21 protein-coding genes are annotated in these 25,978 nt (G+C 34.6%); 7 read left to right on the plus strand and 14 right to left on the minus strand.

The features are described 5' to 3' along the window. Window positions 1-4 precede the first annotated feature (4 nt). The 13 genes from CHRYMOREF3P_RS15710 to CHRYMOREF3P_RS15770 all read right to left on the minus strand — a co-directional run bounded on the left by CHRYMOREF3P_RS15710 (window position 5) and on the right by CHRYMOREF3P_RS15770 (window position 12,233). Complete coding sequence (locus CHRYMOREF3P_RS15710) at window positions 5-877, minus strand: glycosyltransferase family 2 protein (protein WP_180565006.1); 873 nt, start codon at window positions 875-877, stop codon at window positions 5-7. Window positions 878-879: 2 nt separating this feature from the next. Beyond that, a complete protein-coding gene (locus CHRYMOREF3P_RS15715; RefSeq protein ID WP_180565007.1) occupies window positions 880-1,776 on the minus strand; it encodes a glycosyltransferase family 2 protein in 897 nt (298 codons plus the stop codon). Window position 1,777: 1 nt separating this feature from the next. Next, on the minus strand, window positions 1,778-2,878 hold the full coding sequence (locus tag CHRYMOREF3P_RS15720) for a DegT/DnrJ/EryC1/StrS family aminotransferase (protein ID WP_180565008.1): 1,101 nt from the start codon (window positions 2,876-2,878) through the stop codon (window positions 1,778-1,780). 6 nt (window positions 2,879-2,884) lie between these two features. After that, window positions 2,885-3,592 carry a class I SAM-dependent methyltransferase gene (locus CHRYMOREF3P_RS15725; protein WP_180565009.1) on the minus strand — a complete coding sequence of 236 codons (708 nt, stop codon included), beginning with the start codon at window positions 3,590-3,592 and terminating at the stop codon, window positions 2,885-2,887. After that, window positions 3,579-4,208: an HAD family hydrolase gene (locus tag CHRYMOREF3P_RS15730; RefSeq protein ID WP_077413516.1), complete on the minus strand. Its 630-nt coding sequence runs from the start codon at window positions 4,206-4,208 to the stop codon at window positions 3,579-3,581. Before CHRYMOREF3P_RS15730 ends, CHRYMOREF3P_RS15725 begins: the two co-directional genes overlap by 14 nt. Window position 4,209: 1 nt before the next feature. Then, entirely contained in the window at window positions 4,210-5,097 is an 888-nt protein-coding gene (locus CHRYMOREF3P_RS15735; protein ID WP_077413517.1) for an NAD-dependent epimerase/dehydratase family protein, read from the minus strand. After that, complete coding sequence (locus CHRYMOREF3P_RS15740) at window positions 5,098-6,165, minus strand: carboxylate--amine ligase (RefSeq protein ID WP_180565010.1); 1,068 nt, start codon at window positions 6,163-6,165, stop codon at window positions 5,098-5,100. It abuts the gene before it with no gap. Further along, complete coding sequence (locus CHRYMOREF3P_RS15745) at window positions 6,162-6,563, minus strand: sugar 3,4-ketoisomerase (RefSeq protein ID WP_077413519.1); 402 nt, start codon at window positions 6,561-6,563, stop codon at window positions 6,162-6,164. Before CHRYMOREF3P_RS15745 ends, CHRYMOREF3P_RS15740 begins: the two co-directional genes overlap by 4 nt. An 8-nt stretch (window positions 6,564-6,571) precedes the next feature. After that, entirely contained in the window at window positions 6,572-7,825 is a 1,254-nt protein-coding gene (locus CHRYMOREF3P_RS15750) for a polysaccharide ABC transporter ATP-binding protein (RefSeq protein ID WP_077413520.1), read from the minus strand. Window positions 7,826-7,859: 34 nt separating this feature from the next. Continuing rightward, window positions 7,860-8,708 carry an ABC transporter permease gene (locus CHRYMOREF3P_RS15755; protein WP_077413521.1) on the minus strand — a complete coding sequence of 283 codons (849 nt, stop codon included), beginning with the start codon at window positions 8,706-8,708 and terminating at the stop codon, window positions 7,860-7,862. Window positions 8,709-8,882: 174 nt separating this feature from the next. After that, window positions 8,883-9,746 carry a glucose-1-phosphate thymidylyltransferase RfbA gene (gene rfbA, locus CHRYMOREF3P_RS15760; protein ID WP_077413522.1) on the minus strand — a complete coding sequence of 288 codons (864 nt, stop codon included), beginning with the start codon at window positions 9,744-9,746 and terminating at the stop codon, window positions 8,883-8,885. An 89-nt stretch (window positions 9,747-9,835) separates the two neighbouring features. Then, complete coding sequence (rfbB, locus tag CHRYMOREF3P_RS15765; protein WP_180565011.1) at window positions 9,836-10,915, minus strand: dTDP-glucose 4,6-dehydratase; 1,080 nt, start codon at window positions 10,913-10,915, stop codon at window positions 9,836-9,838. A 4-nt stretch (window positions 10,916-10,919) separates the two neighbouring features. After that, entirely contained in the window at window positions 10,920-12,233 is a 1,314-nt protein-coding gene (locus tag CHRYMOREF3P_RS15770) for a UDP-glucose dehydrogenase family protein (protein WP_077413524.1), read from the minus strand. Window positions 12,234-12,448: 215 nt separating this feature from the next. Here CHRYMOREF3P_RS15770 and rimP point away from each other — a divergent pair, with 215 nt between their 5' ends. From rimP to CHRYMOREF3P_RS15800, 6 genes are all read left to right on the plus strand, one after another. Next, window positions 12,449-12,916, plus strand: a complete 468-nt coding sequence (gene rimP, locus CHRYMOREF3P_RS15775) for a ribosome assembly cofactor RimP (RefSeq protein ID WP_077413525.1) — start codon at window positions 12,449-12,451, stop codon at window positions 12,914-12,916. 16 nt (window positions 12,917-12,932) lie between these two features. Beyond that, window positions 12,933-14,168, plus strand: a complete 1,236-nt coding sequence (gene nusA / locus CHRYMOREF3P_RS15780) for a transcription termination factor NusA (RefSeq protein WP_047097519.1) — start codon at window positions 12,933-12,935, stop codon at window positions 14,166-14,168. 76 nt (window positions 14,169-14,244) lie between these two features. Continuing rightward, complete coding sequence (gene infB, locus CHRYMOREF3P_RS15785; protein WP_180565012.1) at window positions 14,245-17,238, plus strand: translation initiation factor IF-2; 2,994 nt, start codon at window positions 14,245-14,247, stop codon at window positions 17,236-17,238. A 305-nt stretch (window positions 17,239-17,543) separates the two neighbouring features. Continuing rightward, window positions 17,544-20,468, plus strand: a complete 2,925-nt coding sequence (locus CHRYMOREF3P_RS15790) for a SusC/RagA family TonB-linked outer membrane protein (RefSeq protein WP_180565013.1) — start codon at window positions 17,544-17,546, stop codon at window positions 20,466-20,468. A 14-nt stretch (window positions 20,469-20,482) separates the two neighbouring features. Next, window positions 20,483-22,015 carry a RagB/SusD family nutrient uptake outer membrane protein gene (locus CHRYMOREF3P_RS15795; protein ID WP_180565014.1) on the plus strand — a complete coding sequence of 511 codons (1,533 nt, stop codon included), beginning with the start codon at window positions 20,483-20,485 and terminating at the stop codon, window positions 22,013-22,015. 20 nt (window positions 22,016-22,035) lie between these two features. Then, the gene (locus tag CHRYMOREF3P_RS15800; RefSeq protein ID WP_180565015.1) at window positions 22,036-22,836 is read left to right on the plus strand and encodes a hypothetical protein; all 801 of its coding nucleotides are present in this window, start codon (window positions 22,036-22,038) and stop codon (window positions 22,834-22,836) included. 295 nt (window positions 22,837-23,131) lie between these two features. Here the strand turns inward: CHRYMOREF3P_RS15800 and CHRYMOREF3P_RS15805 are convergent, their stop codons facing one another. Next, window positions 23,132-23,794 (minus strand): hypothetical protein, encoded by a 663-nt coding sequence (locus CHRYMOREF3P_RS15805; protein ID WP_180565016.1) that lies wholly within the window; start codon window positions 23,792-23,794, stop codon window positions 23,132-23,134. 241 nt (window positions 23,795-24,035) lie between these two features. On the opposite strand from CHRYMOREF3P_RS15805, the gene CHRYMOREF3P_RS15810 reads away from it, so the two are divergent. Then, window positions 24,036-25,973, plus strand: a complete 1,938-nt coding sequence (locus tag CHRYMOREF3P_RS15810; RefSeq protein WP_180565017.1) for a putative porin — start codon at window positions 24,036-24,038, stop codon at window positions 25,971-25,973. The last annotated feature ends 5 nt before the right edge of the window (window positions 25,974-25,978 follow it).

The following is a 25,978-nucleotide window of genomic DNA, read 5'->3' on the forward strand; positions in this document are numbered from 1 at the left end:
TAACTTATTTCGTTCGATAGAGGATCTTATTTTTTAATACAATAAAAATAGGAGGAATCAATAATTTGAGCAGCTTTCTTCCTTTTTTTTCTTGAGGTTTTTCTGTTTTTGGGGCAGGTTTGCCATAAGTTTCCACGTATTTTGGACTGGAATAACAGATGGAAAGAAATAATTCATAGTTTTGATTCATTTTTGCAGTATCTCTCATCATACTGCTGTCATGAAGTCTTATAAGCGTTTTTGTATTGCCTTCATAGCCAATATGCTGAAATTTAAAATCATTCAAAACACATCTGAGATTAAATTCCCAATCTTCTAAAGACTTTAAACGCTCATCAAAGAAACCAATTGTTTTGAAAATATCTTTATGATATAACGGAGCAGATATTACAAAAGGGTTTTTAATCTTAAAAAGCTGCTTAATATCAGTAGTATCATCAAAATTTAAGTATACTTCCGGAAGAAAATTATTTCTTCCAAAAATCCTTTTATAGTTGACTCCTTCTGAGCTTTCAAAATATCGGTATCCGGAAATAATGATATCAATATTTTGATTAAAAAACCTAGAATGAGCTTCTAATTTTTTATTTTCTATTATATCATCGCAATCAAGGAGAAGCAGCCATTCTCCATTGGCCGTTTTTATTCCTGCATTTCTGGCAGACGATAAACCACCATTATCTTTATAGAGATAGTGAAAACGGCTGTCTGTTTCCAGCCATTTTTTTGCAATATTTTCTGTGTTATCCGGTGATCCATCATTCACAATGATGCATTCCCAATCCTGAAACGTCTGTTCTAACACAGATTGTAGGCATTCATCAAGAAAATGAGCCTGATTATAACATGGGACGATTATTGAAATTTTTGGATTCATTTTTAAATCATTTTATTTAAAAATTTATACAACGGAACCGGAATTTTATACTGTATTGCAATACTTAATCTTTTTACATTGAAAGGGTATTTCTTGTAGGCTTCAGTGTATTGTGAAGGCAGTTTTTCTCCAGAAAAATAATATTTCTGTGTGATACCATTTATTTTATTTTTTAGATCACCTTCTTTATCAAACATCATTTGAAGCATCACGTTTTCAATTTCAATTCTGTCTGCTTTTATTTTTGAAATATTTTCCTGGTGTAATCTGTAATATGCCAGTTTTTCAGGGATGTAACCAATTAAATACTTTTCATTTATTTTTAACCAGCGATAATAATCTTCAGCAATAAACATTGAATCATATTCGCCGGTTTCAATAATTGCTTCTGTTCTTATCAATGTAGTCAGACCTGCAATTCTGTTATTTTTTATCAGTTCTTTTCTGAAAATATAGGGATCAACTTCTCCTAATGCATCATAATCTGCTATATCTTCTCCAATACGGCTGTTTTCATCTATTATATTGGTATTGGTATGAATCATGGCATATTCTTTTCCTAAAGATTCAATTTTAGCAACAGTCTTTTCTAAGAACTCAGGATGCAGGTAATCATCTGCTGAAATGATTTTTATATATTTTCCTTTTGCAAGCTTAATACATTCATTCAACATTGTTGCCAGACCTGTGTTTTTGGTATGGAAGTTTTTTTCTGCAGAATAACTATTATCATTTAGCCAACGCTCAAAAACTTCAACGGAATTATCAGGCGAGACATCATCACCCAGAATAAGCTGAATGTTTTTATAGGTTTGTTTTTTTACGCTATCTAAATTCTCCTTGATATATTGGGAATGATTATAGGCTGTGACAATAACTGTAACTAAAGGCTGTTCCATATTAATACTCATTTAAGGCATTAATGATGTTTATCACTTCATGCTCTTCTAACACAGAAGATATAGGTAAGCTCAGTACTTCCTCATGTATCAGTTCACTGATAGGAAAAGAAAGTTCATTCATTTCTTTGTAAGCTTCCTGTTGATGGGGAGGAATAGGGTAGTGAATGATAGTCTGAATACCTTTTTCTGTTAAATAGGTTTGAAGTAGATCACGGTTTTCTGTTCTTATGACAAAAACATGCCATACATGCTCTTTTTCATCTGAAGGGTTTTCAGGAAGGATGATTTTGGAATTTTTTATTCCTTCGATAAATAATTTTGCAATTCTTCTTCTTGCTTCATTTTCATCTTCAATATATTTCAGTTTAACATCTAAAACAGCTGCCTGAAGTTCATCTAATCTGGAATTTAATCCTTTGTAAATATTAATATATTTTTGGTTTGAGCCATAATTTCCTAAAGCACGGATCGTTTCGGATAATTGTTTGTCATTTGTTGTGACTGCTCCTGCGTCTCCCAGAGCTCCCAGATTTTTTCCGGGATAAAAACTGAACCCTGCGGCGTCTCCAAGATTTCCTGATTTAATGTTATTCCATTCGGCACCTATAGCCTGGGCATTGTCTTCTACAATTTTTAATTTATATTTTTCAGCAATACTTTTCAGTTTTTCTGAGAAAACAATTCTGCCCTGAAGATGAACTATTAAAATGGCTTTTGTCTTATCAGTAATCTTTTCTTCTATTTTTGAAATATCAATATTGTAAGTATTAAGCTCGGGTTCTACTAAAACGGGAACTAATCCATTGTCTGACAAAGCCAGAATGGAAGCAATATAGGTATTGGAAGGGACAATTACTTCGTCACCGGGTTTCATATAACCCAGTTCGATATAAGCCCGAAAAATAAGACGAAGCGCATCCAGTCCGTTTGCTACCCCTATTGCATATTCTGAACCAATATAACCGGCTAAATTGGTTTCAAAATTTTTAATTTCGTTTCCTAATAAATACCATCCGCTTCTGAACACTTCCAGAAGTTTGTTTTCTATTTCCTGTTGGTATTTCAAATTTACTTTTTGAAGATCTAAAAACTTAATCATTTCTTTTTATTTTGAACATGCCACATATATTTCAGCGCAATGGTGAGGAAATTTTTTTCCTAATTTATAAAATCCGTCTATCATAGCTTCATTCCAATTATTTTCAATTTGCCCATTTGAAACAGGTTTAAAGAAAATGCCGCCCTCATCCACTATTTTATAACCGGCCTTTGTAATGTCATCTTTTAAAGTATCCAAATCATATACTCTATAGTGTCCTAATTCATGGTCTCTTTGATTCAATTCATATTCGCTGTTTAATAATCCCATCTCTACTGCGGCTAATCTGTGGATAGACTTTGCGTTAGGCACTGAAATTAAAAATACACCACTATCGGATAACCAGGAAGATATAATTTTTAAAACTTCAACAGGATTTTCAATATGTTCGAGGACATGGCTCATTATTATAGTATCAAACTTTTTATCTGTTTTAAACTCTTCAAAATAGGAGTTATGTTTTGTAATATTTGGATAATCAGGAATTTGATTTAATAAATCTTGAGAGCCTTCAACCAAATCCAAAGATGAAAAGTCATTAATCAGATATTTGGTCATATGTCCTAAGGCAGGTCCTAATTCCAAAGCAGATTCTCCTTTAAAATAAGGTTTTAAACTTAAGTAATTCAATTCTGTTAACTTAAAATCAAAATCAAGAAAAGAGCTGTTATAGAATTGTGCAGAATCCTGCACTTTATTTTTATAATTTTCCATTTGTAATTTTATCTATTTTTAAATCGAGAACAGTATTTATAATTATGTCTGGCTGATAGGGGAGTAAACTTTCTTTACTTAGAAAACCGGAAAGTACGGCGGCTGTTTTCATCCCTAATAATTTGCCTGTTTGAATATCTTTTCCTGTATCTCCAATAAACCAGTCTTCAGGAGTTATCTGAACTGCATTTTTAATTAAATCATGTTTTTCCTGTTGCTGTTGGGTTACTAAAACTTTCGTGAAAATATTTTCCCAACCGAATGATTTTACCTGTTCCAGAGCAATGCTTTCAGACTGACGGGCTGTAACAACAAACAGGGTATAGTTTTTAGACAGGTTTATGAGTAAGTCTACTATTCCTTCAAAAGGAGTATCTAATTTCAACCATTTTTCTAATTCAATTTCCGACATCCATTTTTTCTCAAAATCGCTGTATTGCTCGCTGGAATAATTAAATTTAGAAAGTAGAATTTCTTTATGACTTTTTTTACCCCGCTTTAAAGTCCAATATTCATCAAAAGACAATTCCGAAGTGGGAACTAATGACTGAAACAAGTGGTATAGCCTAGGCCGGGAATCAATTAAAGTACCATCAAGGTCAAAAAAAATATTCATATTATTTTTTATTTTTTTTCATGTACTCAAACTCTTCTTTTAGCCCTTCTTCAAGAGAGGTTTCTTTTTGTAGCAAAAATTCATTCATTTTTGAACTGTCGAATACAAAGTCTCTTCCTTTTTTTTCAGCAGGTATTTTTTCTATTGTTACGTCTTTGTTAGAAATGAGTTTTATTGTATTTACCAAATCATTGATAGAAATAGAACGATTTCCGACTAAGTTTATAACTCCTATATCTTTTAGTTGAATAGAATCTACAATAGCTTTAACGATATCTTTAATATAAATAAAAGAGCGCAATTCTTCTCCTGTGCCCCAGATCTGAATTGGCTTTTCTGCTAAAATATTATGTATTGTTGCAGGAATTATTTTCTGATAAGCCTCTTCTCCCGGACCGTACACATGGCCTATCCTTAAAATTTGAACGGATTTATTATGCTCTTTTCCCCAACTTTCCACCATCTTTTCTGAATATAGCTTAGAATGGCCGTACAATGAAGCCGGTTTTTCTAAAGTACTCTCAGAAATAATGTTCTCATTATCATAGACATCAAGTGTACTAAGGTAAATGAATTTTTTTATATGAGGTAAAGTAGCACTTAATAGTTTATCTGTGTTAAATATATTTGAATTGGATAATTGAATATTATTGGCTTCACTTCCTTTTTTGGGGGTGAAAGCTCCTGCATGAATTATTGTTTCAATATACTGAAACCCATTTTTCAAAAAAAAATCGCTTTCGAACTGATAGTTGTTGTGTAACAAATATCTACATTCTGATATAGGTTGAGAAGTTAGACACACAACATTATCCCTACCGTATTTTTCAATCAATAGCGGAAGTAAATGTTTTCCTATAAATCCCGAAGCTCCCGTTAAAAGTAACATTTATAAATTTTTTATTCGTTGCTGTATCTGAATATCGGTCATTAATTTGGGTTGAGTGTCCATCCCCCTTAGCCACATTAGCCCATCCTGTAATGGATTTATTTTTTTACTTAATTGGGGAAATTCATTATATAAAGCAATGTCTTTAAATATCTCAGGCATGTTTAATCCTGCTTCGGTAAAAAATAATACCGTTGTAAAGAATCTTGAAATATTGATTTCTGTAGGATTAGGCACTCCATTTTTGTCATAAGCCATATCTACCCCGAAAATGCCATGAGGCTTATCCGAAACTGCCTTTATGGTAGCTATTGATATTCTGTCTATTTCAGGATCTGAGTAGGTTTGGCCTACTTTTGTAACACCTGTAACCCCGGAAACAGTTCTGTTTCCATGAGTCCATCCTTTTCTTAATCTTGTCTGAGCGACTACCAATTCGCCTTCATGCCAAATGGAGAGCCATGTTACCGTGTCTGGAGTAAGCATTTCTGCTGCGACAAAGTCTTCCCATCCGTTATATCGGTCAATCCACCCTTTGGCAAACGAAAAATCATTAGTAGGCAGGGCGCCTTTACCTCCTCCTCCAATAGATGAAGCTCTTAGCCATATGTTTCCATCCTTATCTCCTAAATCTGAAAACGCTTTTTTTAGATCTTCTTCATTATTGATCATGATGTTTTCTGGAACTGTTACACCGGCTTCCCTGCATTTTAAATAGGTTTTATATTTATGAACACAGGTGTCTATTACTTCATGCGATGGCATAAACGTTTTAGTGCCGGTAGAATGAATGTCTTCTCTGATTATGGAGGCATGATAAATCTCCAGATCATTTTGAAAATGTATTAAATCAGGTTTTTCCTGATTCAGTATTTGTAATAATGACGCTTTATAATCTGGCTGATTGGCATAAGGTATATAGGATACTTCATGTGCATTGGAGAGTATCAGATCTGTAGGCTCACTGCCCATCCCAATTATTCTCTCCTTTTTCGAGCTTAGAAGAAGTGAGTTGATGACTCCTTCAGAGGGAGCGCCGCCTGCACCGGCAATTAATATTTTAATCATTCTATGAGTTTTTGAAATTCGTGGTAATCCCTTATATAATCGTCTTCAGTATATGGCAGAGATGCTAAACATAAAAGCACTGCATTATGTGAAAACTTGATATCTCTCCATACCAATTTGGGGATGTATATACCTTTAGATGGGTTATTCAGAACAAAACTTTCTTTATGTCCATCTTTATTTTCTGTGTTAAATTCTATAATACCTGAAACAGCGAATATTAATTGTTCAAGATTTTTATGAGCATGACCTCCTCTTATTACATCCTGAGGTGTATAATAAGTCCAGTATACACGCTTAATTTCAAAAGGTATATTTTTTAAATTTTCAGCGACTGTAATGAAGCCTAATGAAGAATCACCTATTTTTTCTAAATCAAAATATTGAACTTTTTCCATTAAATAATTTATTTTACGATGTAATTAAAATCAGGTCTGATAATTCCGGGTAATACATTGATATTTTTACCCATTTTTACATTTTCAACTTCAAAACCTATTATTTCGTTGGCTACAAAAAGAGGGATTCTTTGATCTTCTCCAAACATGAGTTTGAAATAATAATTACCCGTATTGAGTAAGTGTGGTGGGATTTCGAATTCTACAACATATTCTTTTTTCTGAGAATCATTTTGAGTAGTAATGGGAGCCCCTGTATGGAAAACTACCGCTTCTTCATATGTTCTCAGCTCAAAAGTTGTATCAATATTGATATTTTCTTTGAAATTATAAAATCTAAGCAGGATTTTAATCCCTGATTCTATATCTAAAAACTGTCCTTTTGTAGGTTTAACAGAAAATTCTAATATTTTGATATTTTCATTTCCTAAAGCTGTTTCCAACGGCCCTTCATGAAGGTAAATTGATTGCTTCTCAGAGCTTTTCTGATATTCTGCAATGGTATCTAAAATACCTCCGCTATATGTTAACTGCCCTTGGTGAAGTAAAATTCCGGATGAACAAAGCTCTTTTATTGCAGTCATATTATGGCTTACAAATAAGATGGTTCTTCCTTCTCCTTTGGTGACATCATTCATCTTTCCAAGGCATTTTTTCTGAAAGTCTGCATCACCCACTGCTAAAACCTCGTCAACGATTAAAATCTCAGATTCTAAGTGAGCTGCTACAGCAAACGCAAGGCGAACATACATTCCCGAAGAATATCTTTTAACAGGAGTATCAATATATCTCTCAACACCAGAAAAATCTACAATTTCATCAAATTTTCTCTTGATTTCTTTCCTTGTCATTCCTAAAATAGCACCATTGAGAAAAACATTTTCCCGTCCTGTCATTTCAGGATGAAATCCTGTTCCTACTTCCAATAGAGAAGCAATTCTTCCATTGGTATAAATCTTACCTGTCGTAGGTTTTGTAACTTTACTTAAAACCTTTAACAGTGTTGATTTTCCTGCACCGTTTCTTCCGATAATTCCTACAGCATCTCCCTTTTCGATTTCAAAATCGATATCACGGAGAGACCATACATATTCAGAGTCTCCCTTGGTTGTTCTGTCATTGGTTTCTCCAATTTTCAAATAAGGATCTTCCTTTCCTCTTATTTTATACCAGAACCTGTTGAGATCATGAGACAATGTTCCTGTACCGACTTGTCCCAGACGGTATTGTTTAGATATGTTTTCTGCTTTTAAAGCTAGCATGTTTTTTTAATTTAAATTTTTAAACAGGAAATAATTACACCGTATCCATAAAGGTTTTTTCAACTTTATTGAATACAACAATTCCTATCATCAAAAGGATAAGAATAATAATAGTACTAATTCCCAGCATAGCGGGAGAAAAGTCTCCAACACCGATCCAAGCGTATTTAAAACATTCAAAAATACCGGTTAAGGGGTTGTAATATGCTAATTTTTTGAAGAATCCTGGTAATGAGGAGGCAGGATATATTACTGGAGTTGCATACATATACAAGCTTACCCCAAAACCTAATAGCATTGCCAAATCTTTATATTTCGTAGTGAGTGAAGAAAATATCATTCCAACACCTAATGCAAAAAGAGCCATCAGGAATATAAGAAAAGGGGTTGCAAGAATCCAGATGTTAGGATGGGCTTCTCCTTTATAGTAATAATAAGCCCACGCAAGGATGAATAGAATAAACTGTACTCCAAACCTCATAAGGTTAGAGATGACGATTGACAATGGGGTAACCAGTCTTGGAAAATATACTTTTCCGAAAATTCCGGCATTTCCTGTAAAAGTGGAGGATGTAGCCAGTAAAGAGGCAGAAAAATAATTCCAAAGAGTAACGCCGGCCAGATAAAAAAGAAGAGGTGGTGCTCCATCTGTTGGGAGTTTCGCAATTCTTCCAAAAATAACCAGATATACGATGGTTGTTAGAATGGGATTGATAAAAAACCATATAGGTCCTAAAATAGTCTGCTTAAAACTGGATATAAAATCTCTCTTTACAAACATATAGACAAGATCTTTGTATTTCCAGACTTCTTTTAGCTTCAAGTCAAATAACGAATGATTTGCACCAATCGTCTCAGTCCACTTCTGTTGTGGTTCATTCATCTGTGTAAGTTTTTGCAAATTTATAATAATTAATTCTTACCGTATCTTTTCGTTTATAAATTTTCATGATAAATAAAACTAAAAATCAACAACTAATATATTGATAATTGATGGTATGAACAAAAACTATTGGCCATAAAGCCAATAGTCTATGATTTTTATAAATTATTTTTGTTATTTCCCGATAAGTTGTTTCAGATATTCACCATAGCCGCTTTTGCCATATTTTACCGCAGTTTCAAGCAGTTTTTCTTCATTAATGAATTTATTCCTGAACGCTATTTCTTCAATACAGCCGATTTTAAACCCTTGTCTTTTTTCTATAACACTTACAAATTCTGAAGCGTCATGAAGAGAGTCAAAAGTTCCGGTGTCCAGCCATGCAGTACCTCTGTCAAGAACTGCAACCTCAAGCTTTTCATTTTTTAAATAGACGTTGTTGATATCAGTAATTTCCAACTCGCCTCTTGCAGAAGGCTTGATGTTTTTAGCAATTTCTACCACATCGTTATCATAAAAATAAAGACCCGGTACTGCATAATTTGACTTAGGATTTATAGGTTTTTCTTCAATAGAAACTGCCTTTAAATCTTTATCAAATTCTACAACCCCATATCTTTCGGGGTCAGCAACGTGATAGGCAAAAACAACTCCTCCATTCGGGTTGGTTTTATTTTTCAGTAAAGTTCCCATTTCGGAACCGTAGAAAATATTATCACCTAATACCAGTGCAGCAGAATCATTGCCGATAAACTGGTCTCCCAAAATAAATGCCTGCGCTAAACCATCAGGGCTTGGCTGTACAACATATTCTATATTACAGCCAATTTGAGAACCATCTCCCAAAAGTTTGATAAACCCGGCCTGGTCGTGTGGGGTAGTAATGATTAGGATATCCTTGATTCCGGCTAAAAGAAGTGTGGAAAGCGGATAATAGATCATTGGTTTGTCATAAACAGGCATCAGCTGCTTGCTTACGGCAATGGTTAGAGGGTAAAGTCTTGTTCCGGAACCTCCGGCTAATATTATTCCTTTCATTTGGTGGTGCGTATTACGCTTATTTCTTTTGTGTTATAAATTGATTTTATTTTGCTATTTCTGGATTGTCCTTTCAATAGCTAAGACCTTTAGCTGTATTGTTTGTTGTAGTAATCCTGATAATTTCCTGAAGTTACATTTTCAAGCCATTCTTTATTTTCAAGATACCAGTCAATCGTTTTTCCCAGCCCTTCTTCAAAAGTTACCGAAGGTTTCCAGCCTAAGTCCTTATTTAGTTTCGTGGCATCAATAGCATAGCGCTTGTCATGGCCAGGTCTGTCCTTTACAAAAGTGATCAGTTTTTCAGAATAGCCTTCCGGTTTTTCTAGTTTAGCATCCATTTGCTTGATCAGTTCTTTTACAAGATCAATATTCTGCCACTCATTGAATCCTCCGATATTGTAAGTCTCACCAGTTTTTGCTTCATTGAAAATCTGATGAATTGCTTTGGCGTGATCAATTACAAATAACCAGTCTCTCGTATATTTCCCATCACCATAAATAGGAAGAGGTCTTTCGTTGATAATATTTGAGATGCAAAGAGGAATAAGTTTTTCCGGAAAATGATTGGGTCCATAATTGTTTGAACAATTAGAAACGATGAACGGCATTCCGTAAGTATTTCCATAAGCTCTTACCAAATGATCAGAAGCTGCTTTTGAAGCAGAATATGGAGATTGAGGGTCATATGAAGTTGTTTCTAAAAAGAATCCGGTTTCACCCAAACTTCCATATACTTCATCAGTGGAAATATGGTAGAAAAGGTTGGTTCTTTTTTCATCCGGGAATCTGCCATGGGTGTGGTCAGGGTTTAATGTCCAGAACTCTTTACAAAGATTCAGAAGATTGGCTGTTCCGTTTACATTGGTGTTAATAAACGCCATTGGATCTGTAATACTTCTGTCTACATGACTTTCTGCCGCCAAATGTACTACAGCATCGGGATTATATTTTTCAAAAACCTTTCTGAGTTCTTCCGGGTTTGTGATGTCTGCTTTTTCGAAAACGTAATTGGGTTCATTTTCAATGTCCTTTAAGTTTTCAAGATTTCCGGCGTAGGTGAGGGCATCAAGATTGATGATCTTTGTATCCGGATTGTTTTTTACAAATTCTCTTACAACATGGGAGCCGATGAATCCGGCACCTCCTGTAATGATAATGTTTTTCATTTATTTATTTTGAGATGGTCTTTCTTCCTATACTTTTATAATGAAATCCGTTTTGTTCAGGGATTTCCAATGGGTACATATTTCTGCCGTCGAAAATGACTTTGTTTTTCATTTTTTTAGCCATAAGCTCAAAATTAGGATTTTTAAACTCTGGCCATTCTGTGGCGATAAATAATGCATCAACATCTTCCAATGCGTCATACATTCCTTTGGCATATTGTATTTTGCTGCCAAGGAGTTTCTGAACATTGCTTTCAGCAACAGCATCATAGGCTATAATCTCTGCGCCCTTTTCTAATAAAAGAGCAATGTTGTCTAAAGATGAAGCCTCTCTGATATCATCTGTATTTGCTTTGAAGGCAAGTCCCCACATGGCAATTTTCTTTCCTTTTATAGTACCACCGAAATACTTTTCGATTTCAGACACTAAAATTACTTTTTGTGTGGTGTTTACATTTTCAGTAGCTTCCAGGATCTGGAAATTAAAATCTTCCTGTTTCCCGGATTTGATAAGAGCTTTTACATCTTTAGGAAAACAGCTTCCTCCATATCCGATTCCCGGGAATAAGAATCTATGCCCAATTCTGTCATCACTACCCATTCCCAGTCTTACCTTATCTACATCTGCACCTACTTTTTCGCAGTAGTTTGCAATTTCGTTCATAAAGGTAATCTTTACGGCTAAAAATGAGTTCGCAGCATATTTTGTAAGCTCCGATGATTTCTCATCCATAAAGATGATTGGAATTCCCGTATTGGTAAAAGGCTGGTAGATTTTAGACATGATGTCTTTTGCTTTTTCTGAGCTGGCACCTACAACTACTCTTGAGGGATTCATAGAGTCTTCAACGGCAAAACCTTCTCTTAAAAATTCAGGATTTGAAACTACATCAAAAGGGAGGTTTGTTTTGGAAGCGATTGTTTCTCTTACCCTGTCCGCTGTTCCTACGGGAACAGTACTTTTATTGACAACAACTTTGTATTCTGTCATCATCTCACCAATGTTGTTGGCTACCTGAAGTACATAAGATAAATCTGCAGAACCGTCTTCTCCCGGAGGAGTTGGTAATGCCAGATATATGACTTCGCTTTTATCTAAGGCTTCTTTAAGATCGGTGGTGAAAAATAATCTTTCAGACTGAATGTTTCTTAAAAACATCTCTTCAAGGTTAGGCTCATAGATGGGAACAATGCCGTTTTTCAAACCTTCTACTTTTTTTTCATCAATATCAACACAGTATACTGAATTGCCAAGTTCTGCCAGAGTAGTTCCTGTAACTAGCCCCACATAACCTGTTCCTACAATCGTTATATTCAAAATGTTTGTTTTTAAATTCTAAAGACAAAAGTAATAAAAATCCTGTGACATATTCTTTTAATTTATTGTAAATGGATCTGGCGCTATTTGCTTGATACTTAAGATAATTTTGTGTTTTTGGAAAAAATGCGTATATTTGCAATGGATTTACGGGAAAAAATGGGAAGGCTTCGGAAGAAAGCCTTTTTTCGTACTGTAAATCAAGATAAAATTATATGGAGTTTAGAAAAAGAATTGACGAATTGTTAAATGAATTCCTTGAGACCAGAAAAGATCTGTTTCTTATTGATCTTAAAATTTCTGCAGGGGATGATATTACAGTGATTTTAGATGGTGATAACGGAGTTTCGCTGCAGGACTGCCTTGATGCAAGCCGTGCAATAGAATTCAATATGGATCGTGAAGAGCATGACTTCAGTCTTCAGGTGATGTCTGCGGGATTGAGCGAACCATTATCCACACCAAGACAGTTCGGTAAAAACATTGGAAGAGAGATTGAGGTAATGCTGGAAGATTCTTCCAAAATAGAAGGAGAATTGTCAAAAGTAGATGATGAAAAGATCACGCTTACTTTGCGTTATCGTAAGCCGAAAGATATCGGAAAAGGAAAAGTAGATGTAGAAGAGGAGAAGGAGATTCCTTACTCCGAAATCAAGAAAGCATTAGTAGTAATTAAATTTTAAAAAGAAAAAAGAATAGATGGATAATATAGCGTTGATTGAATCCTTTGGTGATTTTAAAGACGAAAAGGGGATCAGTAAAATTGATCTTATGGCAATTATTGAAGATTCACTGAAGACTCTTTTGAGAAAAAGATTTGATTCGGATGATCATTTTGATGTGATTGTAAACCCAGATAAAGGAGATTTTCAGATATTTTTAAATAAAACAATTGTAGAGGACGAAATGTCTGAAGATGATGATTTGGAAATTGAAATTTCTGAAGCAAAGAAGATTGATCCTACCTTTGAAGTAGGTGAGGACTTTACAATGGAAATTCCTGTTGCACAGTTGGGAAGAAGAAATATTCTTACCCTTAAGCAGATTCTGGCTACAAAACTTCAGGAGCACAATAATGCAATGCTGTACGAGCAGTTTAGAGATAAAATTGGGGAAATAGTTGTAGGAGAAATCCACCATATCCGTCATAAGCACGTGATTTTGCTGGATGATGAAGGAAATGAATTTATTTTACCAAAAGAAAACCAGATCCCATCCGATTTCTTTAAAAAGGGTGAGAATATCAGAGCTATTGTTGAAACAGTAGACTTTAAAGGTTCTAAACCACAGATTATTATTTCCAGAACTGCACCTAAATTCCTTGAGAAATTATTAGAGCTGGAAATTCCTGAGATCCAGGACGGAACAATTATGCTGAAAAAGGTAGTAAGAATTCCTGGTGAAAAGGCGAAGATTGCAGTAGATGCTTATGATGACAGAATTGATCCGGTAGGTGCCTGTGTAGGTGTTAAAGGATCCAGAATTCATGGGGTTGTAAGAGAGTTGAGAAATGAGAACATCGATGTTATTCAGTGGTCTAAAAACCCTGAAATTTTGGTGAAGAGAGCTTTAGGAAATGTTACTGTCAATAAAATTGACATCAATGAGGATCAAAACTATGCATTAGTATATACTCCTGTTGAAGAGATTTCTAAAGTAATTGGAAAACAAGGACAGAATATTAGACTGGCTTCTTGGTTGTCAGGATATGAAATTGATGTATACAGAGAGTCCAGCGAGGATGACGATGTTGAATTGAGAGAATTTAATGACGATATCGAGCAGTGGATTTTGGATGAGTTTAAGAAAGTAGGACTTACAACTGCAAAATCAGTATTAGATAAAGAAACTGAAAGTCTTTTAAATATGGTAGACCTTGAAGAAGAAACAATCGAAGAGGTAAAACGTATTTTGAGAGAAGAATTTGAAGATTAAGATTTAAATAAATTTTAATAAACAGTAAAAAGGAAATACTTTAATTTTAAAAATTAAAAAACAGTAAATAATATAGATGCCAAAAATTAGATTAAATAAAGCGGTTAAGGAATTCAACATTTCGATGTCCAGATTAGTAGAGTTTTTACAATCAAAGGGTATTGAAGTTGAAAGCAATCCTAACGCTCAATTGGAAGAATCGGCATATTCTGCATTGGAGGCTGAGTTTGCTAAAGACGGCGAACAACGAAAGGCTTCCCATGAGGTGGTGATCACTAAAGTTCCGGAAGAAAAACTGGAAATTGAAGAGAAGAAAACCCCTGAAGTGATAAGAGCTAAAGCAAATAAACCAGAAACTAGAATTTTAGGTAAAATAGATCTAGAACCTAAGAAGCCTGAAGTTGAGGAAGCTCCTGCAGCTCCTGTGGCTCCTGTTGCAACACCGGTTGAAGAAAAGAAAGAAGAAATCGTGAAAGAAGAACAGCCGGAAGTAAAAGCAGCTCCTGAAAAACAGGAATTCAAAGTTTTGGATAAGATTGATTTGTCTCAAATAGAATCTAGAAACAGACCTGTGAAAAAAGACAAGCCAAAAATGGAGGAGAAAAAAGAAGAAGTGAAACCTGTGGAAACAGTAAAAGAAACTCCAAAACCAGCTGTTGTGGAGGAGAAAAAAGTGGAAACTCCAAAAGCGGCTGAGGCTGAACCTGAATCTCAGGAGCCTCAGAAAATTGAGACAGTATATCAGAAACTTGACGGTCCTAAGATCGTTGGAGAAAAGATCGACTTGACTCAATTTGCACCAAAACCAGGTTCTGGAGCAAAAAAGAAAAGAAAGAGAATTGAAAAACCTGGTGGCCAAAACAACCAACAAGGTCAGGGGAATAATCAAAACTCAGGAAATAATAACAACAACCAAGGTGGTCAAGGCCAAGGTGGAAACCGTCCGCATAACAACAATGGTGGACAGGGTGGCCAAGGTGGAAACCGTCAGGGTCAAGGTGGCCAAGGAAACCGTCCACAAGGTCAAGGTGGTCAAGGAGGAAACCGTTTTGGAAACAACCAAGGTGGAGGAAACCGTCCTCAAGGTCAAGGTGGTGGTGGCTTCAAGAAAGGAGGCCAGAACAATAGACCTGGACAAAGAGTTATGCCAGTTGAGCTGACTGACGAGCAAGTTAAGAACCAGATCAAAGAAACACTAGAAAAACTTACTAATAAAGGAGGTAAATCTAAATCTGCAAAACACAGAAAAGACAAAAGAACTTTCCGTAGAGAGCAGGATGAGCGTCAGCAGGAGCTTGAGGCACAAGACAGAACTCTTAAAGTAACAGAATTCATCACTGTAGGTGAATTGGCAAGTTTGATGAATGTTTCTCCAACTGAAGTAATTTCTGCTTGTTTCTCACTAGGTGTAATGGTTACCATGAACCAAAGACTTGAAGCTGATACTTTATTATTGGTAGCAGATGAGTTTGGTTATAAAATTGAATTCTCGGATGCTGACCTTGAAGAAAGTGACAGCGAAGATGAAATCGACAGTGAAGAAAGCTTAGTATCAAGAGCGCCAGTAGTTACTGTAATGGGACACGTTGACCACGGTAAAACTTCATTATTGGATTATGTTAGAAAAACTAACGTAATTGCAGGTGAATCTGGAGGTATTACTCAGCACATCGGTGCTTATAACGTGAAACTGGAAAACGGTCAGAGAATTACATTCTTAGATACTCCTGGTCACGAAGCCTTTACAGCAATGAGAGCGAGAGGTGCACAAATCACGGATATTGCAATTATTGTAATTGCTGCTGATGATGATGTAATGCCACAAACGAAAGAAGCAATTGCTCACGCCCAGGCTGCACAGGTACCAATGATTATTGCAATCAATAAAGTTGATAAGCCAAATGCAAACCCTGATAACATTCGTCAACAGCTTTCAGGCTTAAACCCTCCGGTTTTAGTTGAAGAATGGGGTGGAAATGTTCAGGCGCAGGAAATTTCAGCTAAGTTTGGTAATAATGTAGACGTATTATTGGAAAAAGTTTTATTACAGGCTGAAATGCTTGAACTAAAAGCGAATCCTGATCGTTCTGCAAATGGTGTTGTTATTGAAGCATCTTTAGATAAAGGTAGAGGATATGTTGCTACCATGTTAGTACAAACCGGAACATTAAGAGTAGGAGACTATGTAGTAGCTGGTAAAAATCATGGTAAAGTAAAAGCGTTACTTGATGAAAGAGGTAAAAACCTTAATGAAGCTGGACCTTCAATTCCTGCAACAATCTTAGGTTTAGATGGAGCGCCAACTGCTGGTGATAAATTCCGTGTATATGCTGACGAAAGTGAAGGTAAGGCTATTGCCAACAAGAGAGAACAGCTTCAGAGAGAACTTTCTATCAGAACGAAAAAACATACAACGCTTGAAGAATTAGGTAGACGTATTGCTTTAGGAGAATTCAAAGAATTGAATATTATTCTTAAAGGTGACGTGGATGGTTCTGTGGAAGCACTTTCTGATCAGTTACAAAGATTGTCAACAGAGGAGATCAGCGTAAAAATCCTTCACTCAGGTGTAGGACAGATTACGGAATCTGATATCAATTTAGCAGCAGCATCAGATGCGATTATCATTGGATTTAATGTAAGAGCAGGTGCTAATGCCAAAGAGCTTGCAGACCGTGAGGAAATTGAAATCAGAACATACTCTGTAATCTATAAAGCAATAGATGAGGTAAAAGAAGCAATGGAAGGAATGCTTTCTCCGGAAATTCAGGAGCAGGTAATTGGTAATGTTGAAATCCGTGAGGTATTCAAGATTTCTAAGGTTGGTTCAATTGCCGGATGTATGGTTCTTACCGGAAAAGTTACAAGACAATCGAAAGTACGTCTGTTAAGAGATGGTATTGTTAAATTTGACGGTGAACTTGAAAGCTTGAAGCGTTTCAAAGACGATGTTAAAGAAGTCACAAAAGGCTACGAATGTGGTCTGAACCTGAAAGGTTATAATGATATCGAAATCGGAGATATTCTTGAAGTTTACGAAGAAGTAGCTGTTAAGAAGAAACTGAAATAAATATATCCTAAATATGTGAAAACCACTTTTTTATAAAGTGGTTTTTTTATTTTTTATACTCAATTAATTTATAATGATTCTAAATAATTTTTTTTGAATTATTAATAATTTGTTAAAATGAATTTGGTCTGTAAAAAAATTATTTTTTATTGAATAAAAACCATCTATTATTATTGAATCCTATTTAATTTGCGTTATTTTCAAATAAAATATTAAAAAAAACCACTGTTTAAACAGTGGTTTAATTTGTGGATGTTAATATTTATTAACATATTTGCCCATTAAATATATTAAAATTTGTTAATATGAATGTTAAATTACGTGTATTGACAGCTGGTGTGCTGTTTTTTACAGGCCAGGCTGCGTTTGCTCAAAAAAAGGCAAGCGACACTATTAAGCCAAAAGCGGCAAAAGAAACAAAAATTGAAGAGGTAGTTGTACTTGGATATAGTAAAGTATCTACAAAAGCAAAAGACGTAACAGCTTCTACAACTGTTACTGCAGAAAAATTTGAAAATCGTCCTACAACGTCATTTTTGAACTCTTTGCAAGGTGAAGCGCCTGGTTTGACAATTAACTCAACATCAGGTCAACCTGGATCTGGGAAAATTGATGTAATCATTAGAGGGGTAGGGTCTTTAAGCGCAGGATCTGAACCATTATATGTTATTGATGGTATTATTTCTAATGCGACCCAATACAGAAACTTAAATGATAGTGACATAGAATCTGCTTCTATTCTTAAAGATGCTGCTGCAACTTCTATCTATGGTAACAGAGCTGCAAATGGGGTGATTGTTATTAATACTAAAAGAGGTAAGTATAACTCACCAATGAGATTCTCATATAATGGATTTACAGGAGTGAGCTTTTTACCAAAGACAGACTATAACATGTCTAATACCCAGCAAGCGCTGACATTAGAGAAAAGAGCAGGTGCTGGATTAGGGGCTACACTTACCGATGCACAGATAAACAGCTATGCAGTGAATACTGATTGGAGAAAAGTTTTCTTTAATGCAGGTTTTACACAAAAGCATGACGTAGCAATGACAGTAGGGGGACAAAATGTAAATTTATATTCATCCCTAGGATATTTTGATCAAACAGGTATTGTATCTAATGTTTCTGATTTTAAGAGATTTACTTTTAGAAATAATTTAAATGGTAAGTCAGATAATGGTAAATTTACTTATGGAGCCCAAGTTGCATTATCATTTTCAAAAAGACATCAGCTTGATGAAGAAACTAATGCTAATATAAGCAACAACTCTATTCAAAACCCATTGCATGGTGCTAATGCAGGATTACCATATTTGCAATCCGGACTTTATCAAAATGGACAGCAACTATATAATGCTATAGGGACTAATTTTGATGGAGGAAAAAATATTTATTCTCTTGAAGATGTACTAAGAAAAGGTTCAATGCCAAATGAAAGAACCGAAACAGGTATTATTGCGAATATTAATTTAGGATATAAATTAACTGATTATTTAACACTTAACCATAAATCAGGGGTAGATTATAAATATCAAGAAACTAATTTTGCGAGAGCTCCTTGGAACTATTTAGCGATAGCAACAGCTGCATCTACAGCGAATACTACTGTAAATCCGAATCCATTTGGTGGTATTGAAGATTTTGCAAAAACAAGAGAGTTTAACTATAACGCTATTACTAGTTTAAACTTTAACAAAACTTTTGGAGATAAACATACTATTAATGGAGGTGTTTATTTAGATTATCTTAAAATTATTTATAACGGTACATCTCAAAGAAGAACAGGTTTGAACCCTATAAACTGGGTCTTTGGAGCAGGGACAGGTTATGTTGACCCTGTATACTATGCTAACCCAAGTGGTGGTTCACCTATTGTTTATTATGTACCAACTGCTTCAGCAAATAAAATTAAAGCAGGCGCTTTAGCTTATTTTGCAACTGTAGATTATGACTATGATAGTAAATATGGGGTAAGTGCATTGGTGAGAAGAGATGGATCATACAGATTTGTTTCTGATAACAAGTGGGCTACATTTTGGTCAGTTGCAGGTAGATGGAACATCGATAAAGAAAACTTTATGCAAGGATCTATATTCGATATGTTGAAATTAAGAGTTTCTTATGGTGAGCAAGGTAACCAAAACATTATTGCTGTATCTGCAGGTAGTAACCCAATGCTAGTGGGGACTAACCTTGTTAGAGATACTTACTTAGCAGGTACTGGTTATAATAATATCGCAGGGGCCTTAGGAGTAGGAGTATTTGCTAATCCTGATGTAAAATGGGAAAGGCTTGCACAGACTAACATTGGTTTAGATTTCAGAATGCTGAATAGGAAACTGGAAGGTAATATTGATGTTTATGATAAAACAACAAAAGATCTATACAATGATATTAACTTATCTGCGGTTACAGGAACAACTTCTATTAAAGGTAATAATGGTAAGCTTCAAAACAGAGGTATTGAAGTCTTATTAAGATATAACATTATTCAGAGTGAGAGTACAAAACTTTCAATATATGGTAATACTGCCTATAATAAGAACAAGATTTTATCTTTAGTTAAGGATGATAATGCCGGAACAAATAGAAATGTTGTTGGTGGGCCTATTGATCAGTGGTTTCTTGCCCCTTATTTAGGAGTTAATCCCGCGAATGGGCAGGCTCTTTATGAAGATATTAATGGTAATCCAACTGAAACTATTAATAACACAACAGATGCAAGAGCTACAGGTAAGAATATGTTCCCTGTGTGGAGTGGAGGATTTGGTTTCAACTTTGAGTATAAAGGTGTTTTTGTTGATGCTCACTTTACCTATCAAGCAGATGTTTGGAAATATGATAATGCGATGGCATGGTTATATGATCCATCAAGTATTGGTACTTGGAACCAGTCAGCAGATATGCTTAATGCCTGGTCTCCTACTAACTTGAACGGAGATATTCCTTCTTTAACAGCAACCAATCTTCAGTTAGCTGATTATTCAGATAGATTTTTAAAAGACGCATCATTCGTAAGATTAAAGAATCTTTCCGTTGGATATAGTTTACCAAAATCAGTTCTTCAAAATACCTTTGTTAGAGGTATGAAGGTATTTGTTCAAGCTGAAAACTTACTTACATGGACAAAATGGAGAGGATATGATCCAGAACCAAATTTTGCATATTCTTTATCGGTTTATCCAAATATGAAAACAGTGAGTTTAGGTGCAAATATTGAATTTTAAAAAAAAGTTATAAAATGAAAAAAATCAAATATTTAATATATGGTGTTGCGATAGCTTTCTCTCTGTCATCTTGTAAGGATGCAATTGATATCGTACAAGATGGAGAATTGACGGAACAGGTAGCACTTCAAAGGGTTTCCGATTTAAGATCTTTTTTAAATGGAAATATATATACTTCATATGACACTGGCAATGAAATACAATTAACATCGGCATTTACTGATGAAGTAGGTATTACACCAGGAAACTCAGGTTGGTATTTTGCTGAGCACAGATATATTTTAAATAGTGCTACTGCACAGGTAACAGGCGTTTGGGTAAACAGCTATCTTACAATTAACCGTGTTAACAGGCTGTTGAGAGCTGCCACTACGATAACTCCAAAATCAGGTGAAGAAGCAGAGTATAACTCTATTTTAGCTGAAGCAAGGACTATGAGAGCACTCGCGTATTTAAGATTAGAATCTTATTTTACTACAAATATGGCTGATGATAGTGCATTAGGTGTAATTTGGGTAGAAGGAGTTCCTGAAATTGATTCTCAACTTCCAAGAGTAACTAATGGAGAAATTTATGCTAAGATTGAGAGTGATCTAAATTTTGCTGAAACGAATCTTAAACCTGGAAATTCATACTTTTTTGTAACAAATAATCTAATTAATGCTATTAGAGCTAGAATGTATTCATACAGAGAAAAGTATACACTAGCAAAACAGTATGCACAAGCTGTTATTAATGCAGGTGGAGCATTAACTATAGCAACCCCTATGCCTGCAAATCCGGGAAGTACTGCATTCAATTCAGCTTTCTATTCAGCTTCAACTGCAAACCCATATAGAAAAATGTGGGTAGATGCAGCTCAAGGAGAAACTATTTTTGCACTTAGTAGACCTTCAGCAGGCTCTTGGAGCAATGTGGCAAATCTTTTTACTACTAATACCACGGATCTTAATGGTTCTCCTTTATTAGATATGGGACGGAACTTATTTAATTTAATGGATCCTGCTTATGATGTTAGAAGATGGGCATTTATTGATCCTACTTCTTTAGTTAGTGCAACATATGATACAGATGCAGACTACAGATTTACGGATGTCTTGGTTATCGATAAATACCCGGGTAAAGGTAATACACCGCTTAGAAATGATTTGAAAATATTCAGACTTTCTGAAATGTACTTAATCCTTGCTGAGGCTGCAGTTGCAGAAAATAATTTAACTGATGCAGCTCTGAATGTTAAGAAAGTAAGGGATGCAAGAAGATTTGCTGGTACAGCACCTGCATTATCTTATTCCTCTCAAAAAGAAGCTTACCGTGATATATTAAAAGAGAGACGAGTTGAGTTTTGTTTTGAAGGCTTTAGGTATGTTGACTTAAGAAGATTAGGTAAAGCTAATAAAGCAGATATAAGCATTGATAGAAGTCATACAGATGATATTGTAAGCACACCTCTTACTTTAAGTATTACGGATTACAGATGGACATTTCCTATCCCACAATCTGAAGTATTAGGTAACCCGTCTATTGTTCAAAATCCTGGTTATTAATTTTATCAAAGTTATAGAAAATGAAAAATATATTTAAATTTCTTTCGGTTTTAATTGTTTTTGGCCTTACAGTAGTGGCATGTAAATACGACGATGAGCCGACATATGAAGGAAACTCTTTATTGGAGTTTGACAAAACAGAACAAACGGCATTTGTTGTTCTGAATAAAAATAGTGCTGATTATTTGGTTACTTATGGTGTTCTTAAAGCTGTAGATGGAGATCACAATGTTGAGCTAGTATTTGATGCTAGTAAATCTACTGCTGTTTTAGGAACTGACTTCACGATTGTTGAGGGAACTGACGTTCTAAAATCAGGAAGCATATTGGGTGATTTTAAAATTAAAGTAACAGAAACTGCAGCTGAGGCTGGAAAAGTTGCTGTTTTTAAACTTAAATCGGGTACTCTTGGTAATGCTATATTCAATCAGGAGGTAGTCGTTAATTTTAAAATGTCTTGTCCATTAACAAACTTCCCTTTGACTTATGATGTAGATGTTATCGCATTTGGAGATAATGCTCCTTCTCATCAGCAGGTGTTCACTCCTGTAGCAGGCACAGATAATCAGTTTAAAGTTAATTCATCATGGGGTCCAACATTTGTTGCTTGGGCTACTGAAGATCCAAGTTACAATAACCAATATCTTCACCCAGGGGTAATTACTATCAACTGTAGGACTGCTACATTTAAAAGTGATGTGTCATATGGTAAAGGTGGTACAGGTACATATGATCCAAATACAGGAATTATAGATATTGTAGTAGGGCAATCATTATTTAGTAATCCATTTACTGCAAGATGTATTTTTAAACCCCACTAATATTTATATTTGATTATAGAAATATTATAGTCATCTGAAATAAAAAAAACAACCATTCCTTAGGAGTGGTTGTTTTTTTATAGCTTTTAAAAGATGTATTTACATGCTATAGAAGAAAAAGTTAAAGACTCAAAATTAGACAACTGATGATATAGAGAATTTGTTTATGATCTACTTCATTTTTTGATGTGTGATTTTACAAAATTAAAAAATAAAAAGACCATGCTGTTTAACAGCTGGTCTTTGTTTTAGTATAACTATTTATAAAGTTCTTTTTTAGAAGTAGGAAATAATATTACTGTTGGTTCAGAAAATTAACTAATTTTATTAAATCTTCTTCTTTATCAACTTTTATTTTATTTGATTTTAGAAAGCTGTTCAAAACATCTTTTTTATCTGGAAGTTGAGACGCTAAATCTTTTGTTGATTTAAAATTTCCAATAAGCCGATCATTGGTTTTAATATAATATGCCGGTTCCATGTTTCTAAACTTCGCTGGTTGATCTGCTTGATAAGGTGTAGGTGCAGGAACAAAATCTATAAACTTTGTTTTAAGTTTTTTGTAAAGAGCATATTTACCTTTTACAATCTCAAAATAATATCCTGTTGAGTCTAACAAAACGAGTACATTTTTTGAATTTTTAAATACAATTTTTGAAAAGGTATCCGTTTTAGGTAAGACCATTATCTCTTCATTTTTCTTGAATTCTACTTCGTCCTTATAGATATTATATCTTACTAAAACATCTTCATAACTCGTAGATACTGATGCCATTGAAAATTGCTTATCAAAATAGGCGCTTCCTTCTATTTCATCGTAAGTCAATTTGTCAGATTTTTTACTACCTATTACTGAGTTATTACTGGGTACAAGCCCAGTACCATATAGGGATAGTAATGTCTGTGAATTATAATTTGAACAGATGAATAAAAATAACAAAATTGGAACGGTCTTCATAAAATAATGGTTAGTTTTGTTTGTGAATGTACAAAATAATTTTAAGAAAATGAGTATTTTTGACTTGATTTAAAGTCATTTTATAAAAACAATTGCAAGTTTAAAATTAACTAAATAAAGAGTTAAGTGAATTAGTTTACTGGGTTTTTAGAAAAAATTAGTCGAGTTCCAAATAAAGTGTAAGTTGCTTTTACTTATTACTTTCCTTTTATTTCTTATTTTTGCTGTACAATAATGAATAATGAAGTACATCCTTTTCATACTCTTCTCTTTAAGTTTTGTAGCAAGGGCTCAGGTCGTTAATAAAGCTGAGACCAAGCCTCAACCCAAAAAAGAAGACACTCTTGTGATAGATTCCGGGAAGAAAGATTCCCTGAAAATCTTTAAGCCTACTATTAATGATTACCAGTATCAGACTCAGTTTTCTGAAAAGAAAGTTTTTGATACCGTAATGACTTTTGATAAAACCTACATCTTTTCACAACAAAATAATAAAGATAACTTCGGTAGAGTACAGACTGCCAATATAGGATCGGGATTCAATCCTCTGGTATTTGAGGTGAATGATGAACAGAATCTTTCCTTACTGCCATCCAATAAATCTTATATGATTATTGGAGCAAATGATGTGAAATACTATGATGTAAAAACACCTACCGCTACATTTTTATACCATAATGCAATGCGAAACGGGGCGGCGCTAACCTCTACTTACACTCAAAATATTGGGAAAAGATTCAATTTTGCTCTTGAATATATGGGACTTCGCTCTCAGGGACTTTACAGAAACTCATTAGCGGCAAATAACAATACCTTATTTTCAGGTCATTATACTTCAAAAAGTGGAAACTATGAAATTTTCGCTCACTATCTTCACCAGAATGTAAACAATCAGGAAAGTGGAGGTATTACAGAAGATAATCTGTTTATGAATGGTGACAGTAATTACAGCAACAGACAAAATGCTCAGGTAAACCTGGCATCAAGCAGCTCACAGTTTTCTTACAGAAGATACTACCTGAGTCATCAGTTCAGCCCATTCAATTCCGGGAAATTTCCATTCAGTATAAGACATATTATTTCTCATCAGGGGAATAAATATTACTATAATCAAACAGCTTTGGAGCCTTATTGGTATGATGCTCCTACTGAGTTGGTTAACGGCTTTCCACTCACCACAAAAAAATATTCTGAAAACTTCAGCAATACAGTTAGCTTGATTTTTAATAATGAAAAATTCAAACTGGATGCTGGTGTGCGTTATCAGATGATCAAATTGGGAATAAGAGATGTTGTTGCCCTTAATGGCGTTCCTTTTCCTGGTGAGCTTAAAGAAAACAGAATCGGAGCTGTAGGAAATCTACAGGTAAAACTTTGGGATAAAATTCAATTGAACTCATTCCTGGAATTTTCAAACGGAAACCAGTTTAAAAGCTACCTGAAAACAACCAATAATCTGAAGTTCGAACCTATTAAAGATTATTTCGTTAATGCTAAAGTAAATTTCCAAAGTGCCTATCCATCATTCAATTACTTATTGAATACTTCTGTTTACAATAATTTCAATTATTATCTTGAAAATGCAAAGAACCAGTCTGTAATGGAAGTGGGGGGAAGTATCAATTTGAAATGGTTTAAAACAGAGATTTTTGCCAATTATTTCAGAATAGATAACTATACTTATTTTGACAGCAATGGAAGCCCGAAACAAAGTGATAATTCTGTGAATATCTCTCAGATCGGAGGTGATGCTACATTCAGTTTCAACAAATTCCATCTGAATACCAGAGTGCATTTCCAAAATACTTTAACGAATAAAGAATTGCTTCCTATGCCAAGCTTTATTGGTAGAGCCAACTTCTTCTATCAGACACAGGCATTCAAAAAAGCAGCGGAAATTCAGGCAGGTATTAAAGTTTATTACTTCTCTAAATTTGCTTCAAGAGATTATTTCCCTGTTCTTAATGAATATATCCTTCCCAGAGCAGATTCATTTTCAATTGGAGGGCAGCCTATCGCCGATATCTATATCAATATGAAGGTGAAAAAAATGTTCTTTTTCATAGAAGGTCAGCAGATAGGAACTGTTATTTCCAATAACAAAGCATATGCATTTCCACATTATCCGGTATATGATTTCAGATTGAACATCGGAATTGTGTGGTATTTGTTCAACTAAAAACT

It is taken from the genome of Chryseobacterium sp. JV274 (assembly GCF_903969135.1).
Lineage (GTDB): Bacteria > Bacteroidota > Bacteroidia > Flavobacteriales > Weeksellaceae > Chryseobacterium.